Annotated in this window: 12 protein-coding genes; 5 read left to right on the top strand and 7 right to left on the bottom strand. The window is 71.6% G+C overall.

Features of this window, described 5'->3' with window-relative positions; all coding sequences use genetic code 11:
- Window positions 1-164 precede the first annotated feature (164 nt).
- On the bottom strand, window positions 165-3,323 hold the full coding sequence (gene ileS, locus ACQP0P_RS16515) for an isoleucine--tRNA ligase (protein ID WP_433377251.1): 3,159 nt from the start codon (window positions 3,321-3,323) through the stop codon (window positions 165-167).
- Between the two features lie 471 nt (window positions 3,324-3,794).
- On the opposite strand from ileS, the gene ACQP0P_RS16520 reads away from it, so the two are divergent.
- From ACQP0P_RS16520 to ACQP0P_RS16530, 3 genes are read left to right on the top strand one after another with little or no spacing between them, the layout of a single operon-like run.
- The gene (locus tag ACQP0P_RS16520; protein ID WP_386274343.1) at window positions 3,795-4,202 is read left to right on the top strand and encodes a TraR/DksA family transcriptional regulator; all 408 of its coding nucleotides are present in this window, start codon (window positions 3,795-3,797) and stop codon (window positions 4,200-4,202) included.
- Window positions 4,166-4,792, top strand: coding sequence for a signal peptidase II (locus ACQP0P_RS16525; protein ID WP_433377254.1), 627 nt, complete (start codon window positions 4,166-4,168; stop codon window positions 4,790-4,792). The genes ACQP0P_RS16520 and ACQP0P_RS16525 overlap by 37 nt, the downstream gene beginning before the upstream one ends.
- Window positions 4,785-5,714, top strand: a complete 930-nt coding sequence (locus tag ACQP0P_RS16530) for an RluA family pseudouridine synthase (protein WP_433377257.1) — start codon at window positions 4,785-4,787, stop codon at window positions 5,712-5,714. The genes ACQP0P_RS16525 and ACQP0P_RS16530 overlap by 8 nt, the downstream gene beginning before the upstream one ends.
- A gap of 90 nt (window positions 5,715-5,804) precedes the next feature.
- On the opposite strand, the gene ACQP0P_RS16535 is transcribed toward ACQP0P_RS16530, so the two are convergent.
- From ACQP0P_RS16535 to ACQP0P_RS16560, 6 genes are all read right to left on the bottom strand, one after another.
- Window positions 5,805-7,280 carry a protein kinase domain-containing protein gene (locus tag ACQP0P_RS16535; protein WP_433377260.1) on the bottom strand — a complete coding sequence of 492 codons (1,476 nt, stop codon included), beginning with the start codon at window positions 7,278-7,280 and terminating at the stop codon, window positions 5,805-5,807.
- 146 nt (window positions 7,281-7,426) lie between these two features.
- Window positions 7,427-7,738: an AzlD domain-containing protein gene (locus ACQP0P_RS16540; RefSeq protein ID WP_433377263.1), complete on the bottom strand. Its 312-nt coding sequence runs from the start codon at window positions 7,736-7,738 to the stop codon at window positions 7,427-7,429.
- On the bottom strand, window positions 7,735-8,415 hold the full coding sequence (locus tag ACQP0P_RS16545; protein ID WP_433377266.1) for an AzlC family ABC transporter permease: 681 nt from the start codon (window positions 8,413-8,415) through the stop codon (window positions 7,735-7,737). Before ACQP0P_RS16545 ends, ACQP0P_RS16540 begins: the two co-directional genes overlap by 4 nt.
- Before the next feature lie 23 nt (window positions 8,416-8,438).
- Entirely contained in the window at window positions 8,439-9,272 is an 834-nt protein-coding gene (locus ACQP0P_RS16550) for an AraC family ligand binding domain-containing protein (RefSeq protein WP_433377269.1), read from the bottom strand.
- Entirely contained in the window at window positions 9,269-11,194 is a 1,926-nt protein-coding gene (locus tag ACQP0P_RS16555) for a protein kinase domain-containing protein (protein WP_433377272.1), read from the bottom strand. Before ACQP0P_RS16555 ends, ACQP0P_RS16550 begins: the two co-directional genes overlap by 4 nt.
- Before the next feature lie 50 nt (window positions 11,195-11,244).
- Window positions 11,245-13,479, bottom strand: a complete 2,235-nt coding sequence (locus ACQP0P_RS16560; protein WP_433377275.1) for a protein kinase domain-containing protein — start codon at window positions 13,477-13,479, stop codon at window positions 11,245-11,247.
- 469 nt (window positions 13,480-13,948) lie between these two features.
- Here ACQP0P_RS16560 and ACQP0P_RS16565 point away from each other — a divergent pair, with 469 nt between their 5' ends.
- Both ACQP0P_RS16565 and dnaE read left to right on the top strand, forming a co-directional pair.
- The gene (locus ACQP0P_RS16565) at window positions 13,949-14,881 is read left to right on the top strand and encodes a chorismate mutase (RefSeq protein ID WP_433377278.1); all 933 of its coding nucleotides are present in this window, start codon (window positions 13,949-13,951) and stop codon (window positions 14,879-14,881) included.
- A gap of 97 nt (window positions 14,882-14,978) precedes the next feature.
- Window positions 14,979-18,500 (top strand): DNA polymerase III subunit alpha, encoded by a 3,522-nt coding sequence (gene dnaE, locus ACQP0P_RS16570; protein ID WP_433377281.1) that lies wholly within the window; start codon window positions 14,979-14,981, stop codon window positions 18,498-18,500.
- Window positions 18,501-18,667 lie beyond the last annotated feature (167 nt).

Raw genomic sequence — 18,667 nt, forward strand, 5'->3', positions numbered from 1 at the left:
CACCACGAGGAGGCGGGCGTGTCGCGGTGCCCGCGGACCGCTCTCCGGGCCGTGACGGGCGCCGAGCACCACCTGAGGCGCCGGGCCGGCCGCTCCCGGTGTGAACCGGAACGGCCGGGCTCTCCGGGAGCACGGCCGTCCCGTGACGCCGGAGCGCTCCGCCGTCAGGCCGTGGCCGTCGCGCGGCGGAGCTGGAAGGTCAGGCCCAGCTCGGCGTCGCTGTGGGTGGGAAGGCCGTCGGCGCCGCCCTCGGTGAGGGAGACGGCGAGGACCTCGTCGGCCACCGCACGGCCCTGGGCCCGCAGGGCCTCGGCCAGGTCGGCGTCACCGGTGGACCACCACACGTCGATCCGGTCGGAGATCGACAGGCCGGTGGACTTGCGGGTGTCCTGGAGCAGGCGGATGACGTCGCGGATCAGGCCGGAGCGGCGCAGCTCGTCGGTGATGGTCAGATCGAGGGCGACGGTCTCGCCGGAGGCGGCCTCCACCGCCCAGCCGGACCTGGGCTGCTCGGTGACGATCACGTCGTCGACGCCGATCTCCACCGCTCCCAGCTCTCCGGCGTCAATCGAGACCGGCGAACCGGTGCGGAGCGCGCGGGCGAGCTCCGCGGGCTCGGCGGCGGTGACGGCCGCGGCGACCAGCTTGGTCTGCGAGCCGAACCGCTTGCCCAGCGCCCGGAAGTTGGGCTTGACCGTGAAGGAGACCAGGTCCGCCCCGATCCCCGACAGGTCCTCCAGGCCCTTGACGTTGAGCTCGTCGGCGATCAGTTCGCGCAGCTCGGGCGGGAGCGTGGCCCAGCCGGGGGCGCCGACCAGGGCACGGCCGAGCGGCTGGCGGGTCTTCACCCCGCTGGAGGCGCGGGCCGAGCGGCCCAGCTCCACCAGGCGGCGGACCAGGGCCATCCGCTCCGACAGCTCCTCGTCCAGCAGTTCGCCGTTGACCTCGGGCCAGCGGGCCAGGTGGACCGAGACGGGGGCGTCGGTGTCGCGGAGCACGTCCCAGACGTAGTCGGTGGTGAACGGCACCACCGGTGCCATCAGCCGGGTGACGGTCTCCAGGCACTCGTAGAGCGTGGCGAACGCCGCGGTGTCACCGGCCCAGAAGCGGCGGCGGGAGCGTCGCACGTACCAGTTGGACAGGTCGTCGAGGAACTCCGAGAGCCGTCGCCCGACGCGGGCGGTGTCGAAGACGTCCATCGACGCGGTGACCTCGGCCACCGTCCGGTGCAGCTCGGCGAGGGCCCAGCGGTCGATCAACGGGCGCTCGGCGTACGCGGGAGCCTCGGCGAGCCCGGAGGGCGACCAGGACTCGGCGCCTGCGTACAGGGTGAAGAAGGAGGTGGTGTTCCAGTAGGTGAGCAGGACCTTGCGGACGATCTCCTCAAGGGCGCCGTGCCCGACCCTGCGGGCCGCCCACGGTGAGCCGGAGCAGGCCATGTACCAGCGCAGCGCGTCGGCGCCGTGCTGGTCCATCAGCGGCATCGGCTGGAGCACGTTGCCCAGGTGCTTGCTCATTTTGCGGCCGTCCTCGGCCAGGATCAGGCCGAGGCAGAGCACGTTCTCGTACGAGGACCGGTCGAAGACGAGCGTGCCGACCGCCATCAGCGAGTAGAACCAGCCGCGGGTCTGGTCGGTGGCCTCGCAGATGAACTGCGCCGGGTAGGCCTTCTCGAGCATCTCCTCGTTGCGGTACGGCGCCCCCCACTGGGCGAACGGCATCGAGCCCGAGTCGTACCAGGCGTCGATCACGTCGGGCACCCGCCGGGCCTCGGCCCCGCAGGTGGGGCAGGGCAGCGTGACGTCGTCCACGTAGGGGCGGTGCGGGTCGAGCGCGGAGACGTCCCGGCCGGACAGCCGGCTCAGCTCCTCCAGCGAGCCGACGCACGTGACGTGCGACTCGTCGGCGGTGCAGATCCACAGCGGCAGCGGGGTGCCCCAGTAACGCGAGCGCGACAGCGACCAGTCGACGTTGTTGCGCAGCCACTCGCCGAAGCGGCCCCACTTGATCGTCTCGGGGTACCAGTTGGTCTTCTCGTTCTCGGCGAGGAGCCGGTCCTTGATCGCGGTGGTGCGGATGTACCAGGCGGGCAGGGCGTAGTAGAGCAGCGCGGTGTGGCAGCGCCAGCAGTGCGGGTAGCTGTGCTCGAAGTGGCTGCCCCGGTAGAGCAGGCCGCGCGCCCGCAGGTCGGCGGTGAGCCCCTCGTCGGCGTCCTTGAAGAACTGGCCCCCGACCTGGGGCACGCTGTCGAGGAACCGGCCGTCGGGGCCGATCGGGTTGACCACGGGCAGCCCGTACCGCTTGCAGGTCGTCATGTCGTCGGCGCCGAAGGCGGGTGCCTGGTGAACCAGGCCGGTACCGTCCTCGGTGGTGACGTAGTAGCCGAGCACCACGTAGTGCGCGCCGGGGATGTCGACCAGGTCGAAGGGGCGCGAGTAGGTGGTGTGCTCCAGGTCGGCGCCCTGGAAGGAGGCCAGGACCTCGGCCCCCTCGCCCAGCGCGGAGACGACCAGCGGCTCGGCCACCACCAGGACCTCGTCGGACCCCGCGGGGCGCGCCGCGACGTAGGTCACGTCGGGGTGCAGGGCCACGGCGGTGTTGGAGACCAGCGTCCAGGGCGTGGTGGTCCAGATCAGCAGCGAGGCGCCGAGGTCGGCCAGCGGCCCCGAGGTGGCGGGCATGCGGACGTAGACCGACGGGCTGGTGACGGTCTCGTAGCCGCCGGGCTGGCCCAGCTCGTGGTCGGACAGGCCGGTGCCGCAGCGGGGACAGTACGGGGTGATGCGGAAGTCGCGGGAGAGCAGGTCCTTGTCGAAGATGACCTTGAGTGACCACCAGACGGACTCCACGTAGGCCGGGTCCATCGTGCGGTAGGCCTGGGACAGGTCGATCCAGTACCCCATCCGCTCGGTCATCTCCTCGAAGGCGTCCACATGCCGCAGCACCGACTCGCGGCACTTGGCGTTGAACTCGGCGACGCCGTACGCCTCGATGTCCTTCTTGCCGGAGAGACCGAGGGATTTCTCGACGGCGACCTCGACGGGTAGCCCGTGGCAGTCCCAGCCCGCCTTGCGGGGCACGCTGTAGCCCCGCATCGACTTGTAGCGGGGGAAGACGTCCTTGAAGACGCGGGCCTCGACGTGGTGGACGCCCGGCATGCCGTTGGCGGTGGGCGGCCCCTCGTAGAAGACCCAGGTGGGACCGCCGGTGTTCTGCTCGACCGAGCGCTCGAAGATCTTGCCGTCCCGCCAGCGGTCGAGTACCTCGTGCTCAAGCGCGGGAAGATCGACCTGCGCAGGAAGAGAGCGGAAATAGGCGGACATGATGGGCTGGACCTCCACGCTGGAATCGGCTGTGGCGTGGAGGGACGAGGCTGTTGGGGCCCCGCGGTACCACCCTCCTTGACCTTCGCGTGCGAGAAGGCCCTCTTCCTTTGGCCTGCTGCCGGGTCTACTGGGCCGTCACGGCCGTTCTTCCGGCGACTCCGGGGTGATCTTTCCTCCGCGCCTCGCCCCGGGCTCGCACCGTCCCCGGGTCGCTCGTGCGAGGGGGTGCGGAGGTCGCTGTCCCCATCAACGCCGTGCAGGCTCACACGATAACGCACCCGCCTGCCGGAAGCTTCCCCATATCAGAGGCGGCTGGGGGGAATCAGGGGGAAGCGACCGGATGTTACTGGATTGGCAAACATTGCGGCGGGTCGTTTGTCGTTCTGTTATGAGGGACCTAAGCTGCCCGCACCGTTTACCACATTGGATACGGTCCGATCCAGCAAGGAGGTCGCCATGGCCGCGACCGTGCGCGCAGACAACAGCGCGGCAGCGCCGTCATCCGACGGTGCCGTCGTCACCTGGTCGGCCGAGGAACTCGCGGAGGTCCGCGGGCGACTGGTCGCGGAGAGCCGCGAGCTCACCAAGGAGATCGCCAAGGCCGAGATCGAGATCGCGTCAAGCGACGTTACCGACGGTGCGGGCGACGACCAGGCCGACGCCGGAGCACGGACGTATGAACGTGAGCGCGAAATCGCCCTTACCCTGAACTCGCGCGACCTGGTCGCGCAGAACGAGCGAGCGATCGCCCGGATCGACGCGGGGACCTACGGAGTGTGCGAATCGTGCCATCAGCCGATCGGAAAGGAGCGCCTTCAGGCGTTTCCGAGGGCGACGCTGTGCGTGGCCTGCAAGCAGCGGGAGGAGCGCCGCTGACCGGCGACACCGAGAACGGGGCGGTCCCCGCCGTCCCGCTCGCGGCACGGCGGATCGCCGTGCTCGCGGTGATCGTCCCTATCGTCTACGCCCTCGACCTCGCCACGAAGACCCTCGTGCTGAAGACCCTGGAGGGCAGGGAACCCATCGTGGTCATCCCCGACGTGCTCCAGTTCCGAGTGATCTTCAATTCCGGGGCCGCCTTCGGCCTCGGCACCGGGATGACGATCGTCTTCACCTGTGTCGCGGCCGTCGTCGTGGTGGCGATCCTGCGTACCGCGCGCAACCTGCGCAGCCTGCCCTGGGCGATCACGCTGAGCCTGCTGCTCGGCGGGGCGCTCGGCAACCTCACCGACCGGATCTTCCGCTGGCCCTCGGGCTTCGGCTCCGGCAGGCCCGCACCGCTGCAGGGACACGTGGTCGACTTCGTGGAGACCTTCCCCGGTCACTTCCCGGTCTGGAACATCGCCGACTCGGCGATCGTCTGCGGCGGCATCCTGGCGGTCTTCCTCGCCTGGCGGGGCTACCAGATCGACGGCACGCGCGACACGGGAGCCGAGAAGGAAGCGAAGGAGAACGGCAATGGCTGACCGGCGGAGTCTCCCCGTCCCCGACGGGCTGGAGGGCGAGCGTCTCGACGCCGCCCTGTCACGCCTGTTCGGCCTCTCCCGCACCCGGGCGGCCGAGCTGATCGTCGCCGGTGACGTGCTGGTGGACGGCTCGACCGCGGCCAAGTCCGACCGGCTCCACGGGGGCGCCTGGCTGGAGGTCACCCTCCCGCCGCCGCCCACCGCGCCGATGCCGGTGGCGGAACCCGTGCCCGGCATGCACATCGTGTACGAGGACGACGACATCGTCGTCGTCAACAAGCCCGTCGGCGTGGCCGCCCATCCGACCACCGGCTGGACCGGACCCACCGTGATCGGCGGCCTGCTCGGCGCCGGCCACCGGGTGGCCACCAGCGGCGCGGCCGAACGCCAGGGCATCGTGCACCGGCTGGACGCCAACACCACCGGCGCGATGGTCGTCGCCAAGAGCGAGCAGGCCTACTCCCACCTGAAGCGGGCCTTCAAGGAGCGCACCGTCGACAAGCGCTACCACGCGCTGGTCCAGGGCCACCCCGACCCGCACCGCGGCACCGTGGACGCGCCGATCGACCGCCACCCCGTCGGGGACGGCCGCTGGGCGGTCGTGGCGGGAGGCAAGGAGTCGGTCACCCACTACGACACGATCGAGGCGTTCCGCGCGGCGTCGCTGCTGGACATCAAGCTGGAGACGGGCCGGACCCACCAGATCCGGGTCCACATGTCGGCGCTGCGCCACCCGTGCGTCGGTGACATGCTGTACGGGGCCGATCCGACCCTGGCCGCGCGGCTGGGAATGAGCCGGCAGTGGCTGCACGCGGTCTCCCTGGCCTTCGAGCATCCCACCACCGGCGAGTGGGTCTCCTTCACCACCGCCTACCCCGACGACCTGGCCCACGCCCTGAAGGTCGTCGCCGCCGAGTCCTAGGCCCTGTCCCTCCGCGGCGGGCGTGCCTTCGCGCCGGTGGCCCCGCCGGCGCGTCCGGCCCTGGCCGGGTTCACCGCTCGCGGTGGTTTCTCAGGCCCTGCCCCGGGCGCTCGCGCCGAGGGCGGCCACCCCGGCGTCGGGGGCGATCTGGTCGGGGGAGTCGCCCTGCTGTCCCCGGCCCGGCGCGTCGCCCTGGCCCGAGCCCTCCTCGGCCCCCTCGCCCCCGTCGTCCTCTCCCCGGTCGTCGGAGGAGTCCTCCTCGGGCGGTTCGGAACCGTCCTGCGACGGCTTGCCGGACGGCTTACCCGAAGGCTTATCCGTCGGCTCGTCCGACGGTCTGTCCCGGGGGGCGGGGTCGCCGTCTCCCGACCTCTCGGGGGCCGGGCGGGTGGAGGCGCCGTCGTTCCCGGCGGGGTCGTTTCGCGCCGGGACCTTCGCCCGCTCGGGCTCGGCAGTCGGCGTGTCCTTCCCGGAGGGCACACTCGCCGGGGCCGGCGGCCCGGCGGGGTTCCGGTCGGCGGAGTTGGCGGCGACCCACGCCATCCCGGCGGAGGTCAGGGCGACGGCGAGGGCCATCGCGGCCATCGCCGCGATCACCGGGCGCCGTCGCCTTCCGGGGGCGGCCGCCGAGCCGGGTTCGGGCCCCGATCGCCCGGTTCCGGCAGGGGCGGTGGGCGTGCCCGCGAGAGCGGCGGCCGGCACGGGGACCGCCGGGGGCAGCTCGATCGGCATGGTCGGCTGCGGGGCGGTCCCGTTCACCAGCGAGGTCAGGTGGACCTGCGCCTCCTGGGCCGACATGCGTCGCGCGGGATCCTTGCGGAGCAGGCCGAAGATCACGGGAGCGAGCGGTCCGGCGAACCGCAGCGGCGGGGGTTCCTGGTGCATGACGGCGCTGAGCGTCGCCAGCGGGTGGGCGCGCTCGAAGGGGGAGCGCCCCTCGACCGCCAGGTGCAGCGTCACGCCGAGCGACCACAGGTCGGAGGCGAACTCGGCGGGTCCGCCGCTCGCCCGCTCAGGCGCGATGAACGCCGGGGTACCGATGAGCGAGCCGGTCCTGGTGATCGACGAGTCGCCCTCCAGGACGGCGATGCCGAAGTCGGTGAGCACGGCCCGCCCGTCCTTGGAGAGCAGCACGTTGTCCGGCTTCACATCCCGGTGCAGGACGCCCGCGTGGTGGGCGGCGAGTAGCGCGCCCAGCACCTCCAGCCCGATCCGCGCCACCCGCGCCGGCGGCAGCGGCCCGTCCTCCCTGATCACCGCTCCGAGCGTGCGGGAGTCGACCAGTTGCATGACGATCCAGGGGCGCCCGTGCTCCTCGATCACGTCGTACACCGTGGCGACCCCCGGATGCCCGATCCGCCCGGCGGCCCGGGCCTCCCTGAGCGTCCGCACGGTGAAGACCTCGCGCTCGGGACCGGTGAGGTCGGGGAAGGGGATGACCTCCTTGACCGCCACCTCGCGGCCCAGCACCTCGTCCCGTGCTCGCCAGACCGTCCCCATGCCTCCTCGGCCGATACGTTCGAGCAGGCGGTAGCGGGCTCCGATGATCCCCTGAGAATCGGTCATGCGCCGACGCCTACCCAGGATTAATCCCGACATTCAGGATTGGCGACGCAGGTCACCTCGGAGGCGCCCTTCGTTCCTGAACCCCTCCACGAACCGGGTGCCGCGCCCACCCGCCGTGAACCGCGGCTCGGCGGGGGACGGCGATCTCAGTTCAGCAGGTGGCGCAGCCCGGCGGTGACCACGGCCGCCACCGCGAGGACCACCAGGAACGGGGCGCGCAGCAGCAGCGCCACCACGGCCGCGCCCATCCCCGCGGTGCGCGGCCAGTCCAGATGCAGTGCCTGCCCGTGCCCGAAGGTCTGCACCGCGATCAGCGCCGCCAGCAGGGCCACCGGGACCAGCGTCGCGAAGCGCTGCACCCCCGGGTGGTCGAGGATCCGGCGCGGTGCCGACAGCCCGGCGAGCTTCAGCGCGTAGCAGGCCGCGCAGGTGGCGACGATCGCCCACCAGAGGGTCACCTGGGCCTCCTCAGGATCACCGCGAGCACGACCACGGACGCGAGCAGTACGGGCACGCCCGGCGGGGTGAACGGGGTCGCGGCCAGCGCGATCACCGCGCCGCCGCCCGCGATCAGCCGCAGCGCGCGGGCCTCGGGGCCGCTCCCGGTGAGCCGGGGCCACAGGATGGCCAGGAACGTCGCGGGACCGACCGCGTCCAGGCCGAACACCGCGGGGTCGGCCACCCAGGAGGTGCCCAGCGCGCCGAGGAGGGTGGTGGCGTTCCAGGTCAGGGCGAGGGTGACGAAGGTGACCAGGAACGCCGTCCTGGACGACTCCTCGTCCGGCTGGGCCAGGGCGACCGCGGTCGTCTCGTCGATCACGCCCTGGGCCATCAGCGGCCTGCGCCAGCCCCGGATGTCGAGCACGCCGGCCATGCGCAGGCCGTACAGGCTGTTGCGGGCGCCCAGCAGCATCGCGCCTGCCGTGCCCGCGACCAGGTTGCCGCCGCCCGCGACGACTCCGACGAGGGCGAACTGCGAGGCACCGGTGAAGGCGAACAGACTCAGCACGCACGCCTGCGCGACGCTCAGCCCCGCGGTGACCGCCGCGGCGCCGAAGGCGACCCCGGACAGCCCGACGGCGATCCCCACACCCAGTCCATCCCTTGTCGCGGAGGAGCGAGTGGTTGTATCCATGGAAAGGGAGCTTATGTCCGTTTTTAACTTCCGGTCTTGTACGTTCCTGCACGCTGGTACGCGGCGGGGGGAACGCCCACCATCCGTTTGAAGTGCCTGCTCAGGTGGGCCTGGTCGGTGAACCCCACATCCCCGGCGACCTGCGCGGGAGGTGTGCCCGCCTGGAGCAGCCGCCGGGCACGCATGATCCGCAATGTGTTCAGATAGGCGTGCGGGGGCAGCCCGGTGGCCGCCTTGAAGGCCCGGATCAGCGCGAACGGCCTGGCGTCGACGGCCCGCGCCAGGTCCTCGATCGTGGGCGGGTCGACGAGCCGCTCGTGCAGGATCTCCCTGGCGCGCCGCACCCCCGGGTCCTGGTCGCGGGAGCGCGCCTCCAGCGGAGGGCGGGCGGCGTGCCGCCGGAGCAGGGCGGCGAAGGCGGTGCGGGCCAGCGTCGAGGAGGCGAGGTCGTCGCCGTGCTCCGCGGCCTGGTGCGCGGCCCGCAGCAGTTCCACGGTGGGCTGGTGGTAGGTGACGGTCTCGGGGAAGCAGGGGGTGCCGCGCCCGGTCAGCACCTCGGCGGCGATCCCGGAGACGAACTCGACGGACGGGTAGAGAACCCGGTAGCTCCACCCCTCGGGGACGCCCGCGTGGCCGTCGTGCGCCTCCTGGGGGTTGAGCGTGCTCAGGCTGCCCGCGCCCGCGCGGTGGCGGGCGCCCCGGTAGCCGAACTCCTCCACCCCGGAAAGGACCAGCGCGATCGCGTAGCTTTCGTGCGCGTGCGGGGTGAAGCGGTGGGTCACGTACCTGGCCTTGAGCAGGTCCACCCCGGGCAGTCCCGGGCTGCGCCAGAAGCGCGCCCTCTCCGGCCCGTTCATGGGCGGAAGGTCCTGGTGAAGCCGTCGAAGAGGGAGCGGTCCCACTCCGACTCCGGGCTCTCCCAGTAGATCGCGTACGGCCGGTCGGCGAGGGTGCGGAAGCCCCGGTCCAGGACGTGCGTGCGGACCCCGTCCCTGAGGTAGGTGAACTCCCAGTCGGCGGCGGGCACCCCCCGGTATCTCAGCGAGGTGATGCCGATCCGCTCGTAGCCAGGCCAGACATTGTCGGCCCGGCCGGCCCGCTCCACCTTCTGCCAGTGCCTGAGCGGGTCCTTCTCGGGGTCGTCCGTCGACTCGATCCACAGGAGACCACTCGACCCGGGGGCGCGGAACTCCACCCGGTCACGGCCGGAGAACCGTTTGACCTGCCATCCCCTGGGCACCGCGACGGAGAAGCCCATCGGGTCGCGGTGCAGCCGCCAGCCCGCGGGGATCGTCCGGCTCGGCCGCGGGGTCACCGTCGGAGTCACCGTCGGGGTCACCGTCGGGGTCACCGTCGGAGTCACCGTCGTCGCCGGGGTGGCAGCCTGGGGCGTCTCGGGCGGGGTGCCGTCGGTGATCGGGGCCGTGGTCGCCGGCAGGCCGGGACCGGTGTCGGCCGTGGTGTTCTGGGCCCGCACGACCAGCCACCCGCCGACCCCGACCGCCACCACGAGCGCGGGGATCCCGGCCAGGAGTGCCAGCCGTCCCGCTCCGGTCCGCCGCGCGGGCTCGCCTCCGGTGCCGGTGGGCTGTTCCCGCCCCGGCCAGGAGCCCGGATGTGGGTGCTCGTAGCCGTACGCCCCCTGGTCGGGGTGCGTGTGCTCGGCACGGTACGCGGCCGGGTGCTGGGAGGGCTGCTCGGGATGCGTGTGTCCGGCCGGGTACGGGGAGTGCTCGGGGTGCGTGTGCGCGGGTGGGTACGGGGGCTGCCCGGGGGCACCGGGGAGGTTCCGGTAACCCGGCTGCCAACCGCTCCGCGCCGCGTCCGGGTGCGGCTGTTCCGCGTACCGGGGGCCGGCGTGCGGCGGGCCGGGGTGAGCTCCGGGGGAGCCGTGCGGCTGCTGTCCGGGATACGGCTCCCGTCCCGAGAGGGGCCCCGCGGCGGCTCCCGAGGCGCCCCGGGAGGACGCGGGACCAGAGGAGGCGCGGCTGAGCAGGGCCTCGGCCTGGTCGGGCACCATCCGGGCGGCCGGATCCCTGGCCATCAGGCCGAGGATCGCCGTCGCCAGGGGGCCCGGGTGGGTCATGGGGCTCGGCTCGCCGTGCAGGACGGCCATCATGGTGGCGGCGGCCGTGGGCCGCTCGAACGGGGGCCGGCCCTCGGCCGCCGCGTACAGCGTCGCCCCGAGCGACCACAGGTCCGACTCGGGAGTGGCGGGCAGCCCGTGCAGCCGCTCGGGGGGCAGGAACGCGGGTGTGCCGACCATCCCGCCGGTGCGGGTGATGCCGGTCTCCTGGGTCATGGAGGCGATGCCGAAGTCGGTCAGCACCACCCGGCCGTCGTCGGCCAGCAGCACGTTCTCCGGCTTGACGTCGCGGTGCAGCACCCCCGAGGCGTGCGCGGCCCGCAGCGCGCCCAGCACGTGCAGTCCCACCGAGGCCACCCGCTCGGGCGGGAGGGGGCCGTGGGCGCGGACGATCTCCCCCAGCGACCGGGACCTGACCAGCTGCATGACGATCCAGGGACGCCCCTCCTCCTCGACCACGTCGTGCACGATGATCACGGAAGGGTGGTCGAGGCGCCCGGCGGTCCTGGCCTCGCGGATCGTGCGCCGGTTCAGGTCGGCGCGGGCGGCCTCGTCGACCCCCCGGTGACGGACCTCCTTGACGGCCACGACCCGGTCGAGGAGCTCGTCATGGGCTCGCCAGACGATGCCCATGCCGCCCTCGCCGATGTGTTCGAGTAACTGGTAGCGGCCCGCCACCTTTCGCTCCGCCATCTCCCCACCTCCCTCCCAGCCCCACGAATCGTAGCCGGTAGGGGTCCGCCCTACTTTTTCGAGGAGAAGGTCGCGGCGAACCCCTCGAAGTAGTGCAGGTTCTTCTTCCAGTCCTTGGCCAGGGTGTGCCAGTAGATGGCGTACCCCCGGCCGCCCTTGGTGACGAACCCCCGGTTGAGCACCCGGGCCTTGCCCGAATTCGTCGTCTGCCAGGTGAACTCCCAGTCGGCGGCCTTCACCATGTAGTCGACCTTCTCGATCCTGATCCGCTTGTAGCCGCGGAAGTTGCCGCGGCTGTACCCCTCCTGGTTCTCCCAGTCCCGCTTGGGGTCGGGGCCCGCGCGGTCGACGTACTCGACGAAGACGAAACTGGTCCGGTCGGGGCCGCGGAACCACACCTGCTGTCCCGGCCGCTGGTCCACGCTCCACCCCTTGGGCAGGCCGATCGAGAAGCCGTTGGGATCCTTGTGCATCCGCCAGCCGGAGGGCAGGGCGGACTCCTTCTCGGTCTTGGTGGGGCTCGGGCTGGGCGGGGGAGAGGACGCCGGCTCGGGTGAGCCCTGCGGGGTCGCCTTGGCATCGCCGCTCGGGACGCTCGGCGCGCTGGAGGTGCCCGGCCTCCCCGAGCCGGCCCGCGAGGCCTCCTCGTTCTCGCGGCTGCGCATGCCGAGCCAGCCGGCGACCCCGCCGACGACCAGCAGCGCGGGCAGGAGCACCAGCAGTCCCCGCTTCAGCTGGGAGCCGCCGCGCTTCTGCGAGGTCAGCGTGGCCGCCTCGTAGTCATGGTCGGCGTAGGAGGGGGCCGAGGGCTCTCGCCACTGGGCGGGTGCGGGCTCGCTCGCGGGCTCTGCTCTGGGCGAGGGCTCGCGGCCCACCGGCGGGAAGGGGTTGGGCCGCGAGACGGGGACGGGCTTCCGGCGCGCGAATCCCTGCTCGGCCGCGGCCGGAGGGGCGCCCTCGCGGCTCGCGGCGGGTCTCTCCTCGGCCGCGGCGGGCGGGGGCGTGGCACGGGACGCACGGGACGCGGCGGCGGGCTTCGCCTCCGCCTCCGGCGCCGGCTCGGAAGCGGTGCCGGAGCCCGCAGCCGCAGCCGCCGCTCCGGCGGCCCTGGCGCCGGAAGGCGCCCTGCTGGTGGGCCGGTTCGCCTCGGAGTCGTCCGCGGCCTCCGGAGCGGAACCGCTCCCGGCGCCGGGGACGGCCTTGGCACCGGGCTTCGCCCCCGGCGCCCCCTTCGCGGGCTTCGCCTTCGCTCCGGCGCCCGGCTGCTGCCGTACGGCTCCGGCGGGCGGCTCCGCGGCGGCCTTCGACGGCTCCTCGTCCCTGGACTCGGCGGGTACGGAGTCCAGCTTCGCGCCCGTCTGGGGGAGGGCGCCGGCCTGGAAGCGGGCTCCGGGATCGGTGTCGGCCGCCGGGCTCACGGCGGGCATGACGGCGGTCCTGGCGGGCCGGTCACGGTTGCCCGCCCCCTCGGCCACCCTGCGCAACAGCCGCTCCGCCTCCTGGTAGGGCATGCGCAGCGCCGGGTCCTTGCGGAGCAGCCCCTCCAGGATCGGGGCCAGCGGCCCGGCGTGGACCGGGGGCTCGGGCTCGTCGTTCAGGACGGCGTGCATGGTCGGCAGCGCACCGCCCCGGTCGTGCGGGGGCTTGCCCTCGACGGCGGCGTACAGGGTCGCACCGAGTGACCACAGGTCCGACTCGCGCTGCGCGCTGCCGCCCTTGATGCGTTCGGGAGGGATGAACGCGGGGGTGCCCGCGATGCCGGTCATGGTCAGCGCGGTCTCGGCTTCGAGCGTCGCGATGCCGAAGTCGGTCAGCACCACCCGGCCGTCGTCGGCCAGCAGCACGTTCTCCGGCTTGACGTCGCGGTGCAGCACTCCCTGGGCGTGGGCGGCGCGCAGCGCCTCCAGCACCTGCAGGCCGATCTCCGCCACCCGCTGCGGCGGCAGCGGCCCGTCCTGCCTCAGCACCTTGCCGAGGGAGCGCGACTCCACCAGCTGCATGACGATCCAGGGACGCCCGTCCTCCTCGACGACGTCGTGGACGACCACCACGTTCGGGTGGGTCAGGCGCCCGGCGGCACGTGCCTCGCGCTTGGTGCGCCGGTTGAAGTCCTCCTGGTTGTCCTCGCCGAGCATGTCGGCGTAGCGGACCTCCTTGATCGCGACCTCGCGGTCCAGAAGCTCGTCATGGGCCCGCCACACGATGCCCATGCCACCCCGGCCGATGGCTTCGAGCAGGTGGTAACGGGAGGCGATACGGCGCCCCTCGGGCTGTGCTTCGGCCATCAACCGGCTTACCTCCTTCGGAACCCCCGAATACTCTCATAGCCCAGTAAAGTGATCGACTCACTCGCTGGGGAAAAGTCCATATCCTGAGATGCGCTGTCCAGTACGTGACGGGTGTCCGGTAGATGACCTAAGATTGGGCCCATGACCTGTTGTTTCGCGTTTACCGGCTCGGCTCCGGAGAGCCGGTCGTGACAGCGTGATCTAGCCGCTGTCCCGCGGATCTTACCGTGGCGAGGGCCGGCCGGGCGGCGCCTCACAAGGTGGAGCAGTGAGCCGCGGCGACCGACGACAACGTAGCGGTCAGGAGATCCGAGGGACCCGAGGGACCCGAGGGACAGGGCCTGGCGACCAGCCGGAGCCGGCACCGGGCGGAGACGCGAGGTCTCTGCCTTTTTCATTTCGAACACCTCTTTCCGAACGGCCGCCGGCTCGCGGGACGCGCGCCGGCCGAGCATGGGGGAGCCTCATGTCGACCACCGCACCTCTGGAACGCGCAGCGGTAGGGCTGGGTGCGCTCACGGTGGGTGCCGGACCGGCCGTGGTGATAGGCGGCTCCGGTGCGGACGCCCGCTGGATCAGCCTGCGGGGCCGGCACGGTGGAGTCCCCGCCGCCGAGTCCGTGGTGGCGGCCCGCGTCGAGGGGGCGGGGCCGCTCCTGGTGGAACCGTCCTCGGCGGGAGACCTGCCGGTGATCGCCGAGAGTGCGGACGGCGTGGTGGTCGGCGCGGCCTGGATGCGAGATTCGGAGCTGGTGCGCGCCGCGGCCAGGCTCGGCCTGCCGGTGCTCGTCCAGCGGGCCTCCTCCGCGACGCTGGAGGAGTGGCTGGCGGTCGCCGGCCACTGCGTGGCGGAGGGCAACGACCAGATCATGCTCTGCGAGAGCGGCCGCGCCCACCCGGACGGCGCCACCTTCGACCTCGCCCTGATGCGCGCCGCGCGGACGAGGTCGGGCCGCCCCGTCCTGGCCGACCTCGGCGCGGACCCCGCGCTGGCCGCCGCCGCGATCGCCGCCGGTGCCGACGGCCTCCTGCTGGATCCCGGAGCCACCGAGCAGGACGCGCTGGCCGCGCTGGAGGCCACCAGGATCGTCGGTGCGGTCACCCGCAGGGAGGTCCCCGACTCGGTGCCCGCCGCCCGCGACGCCATCGACCGCGTCGACGCCGCCCTCGCCGTCCTGCTGGAACGCCGTGCCGAGCTCGCCGGGACCATCCAGCGCCTCAAGCCCGTCGGAGGCTTCGCCGGTCGCGACGCCGCCCGCGAGCGCCAGGTGGTCGCCGAGATGGCCCGCCGCGCCCCCGTCCTGGGCGAGGCCCGGCTCGCCCCCATCATGAACGCCGTCATCGAGGCGGGCCTGCACCTCGCCGAGGAACGCCGCTCGGCGTCCGCCGAGCGAGACTGAGCGGGAGGGACGACCCGGAGCACACGGGTCACTTTGGGAACCCGGATTTGGATACGCTTTCCCCGCCGACGGTGCGACTAGGGGAGGACGGGGCCGCATGTCAGACTCGTTTGTGCATCTGCACGTTCACACGGAGTACTCCATGTTGGATGGAGCCGCCCGTTTGAAGCAAATGTTCAAGCAGGTCGGCGACCTGGGCATGCCCGCGATCGCGATCACCGACCACGGCAACATGCACGGGGCCTACGACTTCTACCGGCAGGCGACCGGGGCGGGGATCAAGCCGATCATCGGCATCGAGGCCTACGTCGCCCCGGCCTCCCGGCACCAGAAGAAGCCGGTGCTGTGGGGCGAGCCGCACCAGAAGCGCGACGACGTCTCGGCGGGTGGCTACTACACCCACATGACCATCTGGGCGAAGAACGCCAAGGGTCTGAGCAACCTGATGAAGCTCTCCTCGCGCGCCTACACCGAGGGCTTCGTCCGTAAGTGGGCGCGGATGGACGCGGAGATCCTCGCCGAGCACGCCGAGGGGCTGATGGCCACCACCGGCTGCCCGTCGGGTGAGGTGCAGACCCGCCTGCGCCTGGGGCAGTACGACGAGGCGGTCGCGGCGGCGGCCAGGTTCCAGGAGCTGTTCGGCAAGGAGAACTACTACCTGGAGATCATGGATCATGGGCTCGACATCGAGCGCAGGGTCCGGGACGGCCTGACCCGCATCTCGCGCGAGCTGGGCATCCCGCCGCTGGTGACCAACGACTCCCACTACACCTACGAGTCGGACGCGACCTCCCACGACGCTCTGCTGTGCATCCAGACCGGCAAGCAGCTGTCCGACCCCGACCGCTTCCGCTTCGACGGCAGCGGCTACTACATCAAGAACGCCGACGAGATGCGCGCGGTCGACTCCTCGGATCTGTGGGCCGAGGGCTGCCGCAACACCCTGCTGGTCGCCGAGAAGGTCGACCCGAGCGGCATGTTCGGTTTCAAGAACCTGATGCCGACCTTCCCCCTGCCCGAGGGGGAGAGCGAGGAGAGCTGGTTCCGCAAGGAGATCTGGCGGGGCATGGAGCGGCGCTTCCCCGAGGGCGTCGACGCCGAGCACCGCACGCAGATCGAGTTCGAGATGGGCGTCATCCTGCAGATGGGGTTCCCCTCCTACTTCCTCGTGGTCGCCGACTTCATCATGTGGGCCAAGAACAACGGCATCCGGGTCGGCCCCGGCCGCGGCTCGGCCGCCGGCTCGCTGGCCGCGTACGCGCTGGGCATCACCGACCTCGACCCGCTGCCGCACGGGCTGATCTTCGAGCGGTTCCTCAACCCCGACCGCGTCTCCATGCCCGACGTCGACATCGACTTCGACGAGCGCAGACGCGGCGACGTGATCCGGTACGTGACGGAGAAGTACGGGGCCGACAAGGTCGCCATGATCGCCACCTTCGGCACCATCAAGGCGAAGGCTGCCATCAAGGACGCGGCCCGCGTCCTGGGCCACCCGTACGCGCTGGGCGACAAGGTCTCCAAGGCGTTCCCGCCCGCGGTGATGGGCAAGGACATCCCGCTCTCCGGCATCTTCGACAAAGATCATCCGCGCTACAACGAGGCCGGCGAGCTGCGCAGGCTGTACGAGGAGGATGTCGACGTCAAGTCGGCGATGGACCTCGGCAAGGGCCTGGAGGGCCTGATCCGGCAGACCGGCGTGCACGCCGCCGGGGTCATCATGTCGGCGGAGGTGCTGACCGACTACATCCCGATCATGCGCCGTGACTCCGACGGTGTGATCATCACGCAGTTCGACTACCCGACCTGCGAGACGCTCGGCCTGCTGAAGATGGACTTCCTGGGCCTGCGCAACCTCACGATCATCGACGACTGCCTGAAGATGATCGAGGCCAACACCGGTGAGCAGATCGACCTGCTCAAGCTGCCGCTGGACGACCGCAAGACCTACGAGCTGCTCGGCAGGGGCGACACCCTGGGGGTGTTCCAGCTGGACGGCGGCGGCATGCGGTCGCTGCTGCGGCTGATGAAGCCCGACAACTTCGAGGACATCTCCGCCGTCGGCGCGCTGTACCGGCCTGGCCCGATGGGCGCCAACTCGCACACCAACTACGCGCTGCGCAAGAACGGCCAGCAGGAGATCGTCCCGATCCACCCGGAGTTCGAGGAGTCGCTGCAGGAGATCCTCGGCACCACGTACGGCCTGATCGTCTATCAGGAGCAGGTCATGGCCATCGCACAGAAGGTCGCCGGGTTCTCGCTCGGCAAGGCCGACCTGCTGCGCCGCGCGATGGGCAAGAAGAAGAAGTCGGAGCTGGACAAGCAGTTCGAGTCGTTCGAGCAGGGCATGAAGGACAACGGCTACTCCGCGGCCGCGATCAAGACGCTCTGGGACATCCTGCTGCCCTTCTCCGACTACGCCTTCAACAAGGCGCACAGCGCCGCCTACGGCCTGGTCTCCTACTGGACCGCCTATCTCAAGGCCAACTACCCGGCCGAGTACATGGCCGGGCTGCTGACCTCGGTCAAGGACGACAAGGACAAGTCGGCCCTCTATCTCAACGAGTGCCGCCGGATGGGCATCAAGGTGCTGCCGCCGGACGTCAACGACTCCGACTTCGACTTCACACCGCGCGGCACCGACGTCCGGTTCGGCCTGTCGGCCATCCGCAACGTCGGCGGCAACGTGGTCGACGGGATCATCGCCGCGCGCAAGGAGAAGAGCCGCTTCGCCGACTTCAAGGACTTCCTGCGCAAGGTCCCCATGGTCGTCTGCAACAAGCGGGTCATCGAGTCGCTGATCAAGGCCGGTGCCTTCGACTCGTTCGGGCACGTGCGCAAGGGCCTGGTGATGGTCCACGAGCAGGCGGTCGACAGCATCATCGGCATCAAGAAGAACGAGGCCCAGGGGCAGGACTCCCTGTTCGGCGCCGTCGAGGGCGCCGAGGACCAGACCTTCGACGTGCAGATCCCGATGGGCGAGTGGGACAAGAACACGCTGCTGCAGTTCGAGCGGGAGATGCTCGGCCTGTACGTCTCCGACCATCCGCTCTTCGGCGTGGAGCACATCCTCGCCTCCGGCGCCGACTGCTCGATCGCCTCACTCCAGGACGAGCACCGTCCCGACGGCCAGGTCGTCACCGTCGGCGGCATCCTGAGCGGTCTGCAACGCAAGGTCACCAAGAAGGGCGACACCTGGGTGCTGACCCAGCTGGAGGACCTGGAGGGCGCCATCGAGGTGATGATCTTCCCCTCGGCGTACCAGCTCTGCGCGACCGTGCTCGCCGAGGACGCCATCGTCTTCGTCAAGGGCCGCCTGGACAAGCGCGAGGACGTCGGAAAGATCATCGCCATGGAGGTGACGGCTCCGGACCTGACCCGTGAGGCCGGTGGTCCCCTGGCGGTCAGCCTCGCCCTGACCCGCTGCACCCCGCCGGTGGTCGGCCGCCTCAAGGAGGTGCTGACCGCCCATCCGGGTACCACCGAGGTGCATCTGCAGGTGCACAACGGCCCCAAGACCACCATCATGCGCCTCGACGACCGCCTGCGGGTGTCGCCGTCCCCGGCCCTGATGGGCGATTTGAAGCAACTGCTCGGCCCCGCCTGCCTGGGGGCGTGAGAACGGGCGCCGAGGCGCCTCCGTGGCCCGCCGCTTCCGGATACATCGCTGTCCATCCGGTCCCGCCGACGGATCCGGTGCCCCGGCCCCGCTGGTGAGTGGGGCGTCGTCCCCGGTCGTGGTCCGGTGACCACGGCCCTCCCGACCAGGCCGTCTGGTGGCCGCCG

It is taken from the genome of Streptosporangium sp. CA-115845, from assembly GCF_050943795.1.
Lineage (GTDB): Bacteria > Actinomycetota > Actinomycetes > Streptosporangiales > Streptosporangiaceae > Streptosporangium.

Bases quoted from the DNA above. Each gene is read 5' to 3' on its own strand.
- ileS (WP_433377251.1), bottom strand. From the start codon at position 3,323: ATGTCCGCCTATTTCCGCTCTCTTCCTGCGCAGGTCGATCTTCCCGCG.
- ACQP0P_RS16530 (WP_433377257.1), top strand. From the start codon at position 4,785: ATGGCTGACCGGCGGAGTCTCCCCGTCCCCGACGGGCTGGAGGGCGAG.
- ACQP0P_RS16535 (WP_433377260.1), bottom strand. From the start codon at position 7,280: ATGACCGATTCTCAGGGGATCATCGGAGCCCGCTACCGCCTGCTCGAA.
- ACQP0P_RS16545 (WP_433377266.1), bottom strand. From the start codon at position 8,415: ATGGATACAACCACTCGCTCCTCCGCGACAAGGGATGGACTGGGTGTG.
- ACQP0P_RS16550 (WP_433377269.1), bottom strand. From the start codon at position 9,272: ATGAACGGGCCGGAGAGGGCGCGCTTCTGGCGCAGCCCGGGACTGCCC.
- ACQP0P_RS16555 (WP_433377272.1), bottom strand. From the start codon at position 11,194: ATGGCGGAGCGAAAGGTGGCGGGCCGCTACCAGTTACTCGAACACATC.
- ACQP0P_RS16560 (WP_433377275.1), bottom strand. From the start codon at position 13,479: ATGGCCGAAGCACAGCCCGAGGGGCGCCGTATCGCCTCCCGTTACCAC.
- ACQP0P_RS16565 (WP_433377278.1), top strand. From the start codon at position 13,949: ATGTCGACCACCGCACCTCTGGAACGCGCAGCGGTAGGGCTGGGTGCG.
- dnaE (WP_433377281.1), top strand. From the start codon at position 14,979: ATGTCAGACTCGTTTGTGCATCTGCACGTTCACACGGAGTACTCCATG.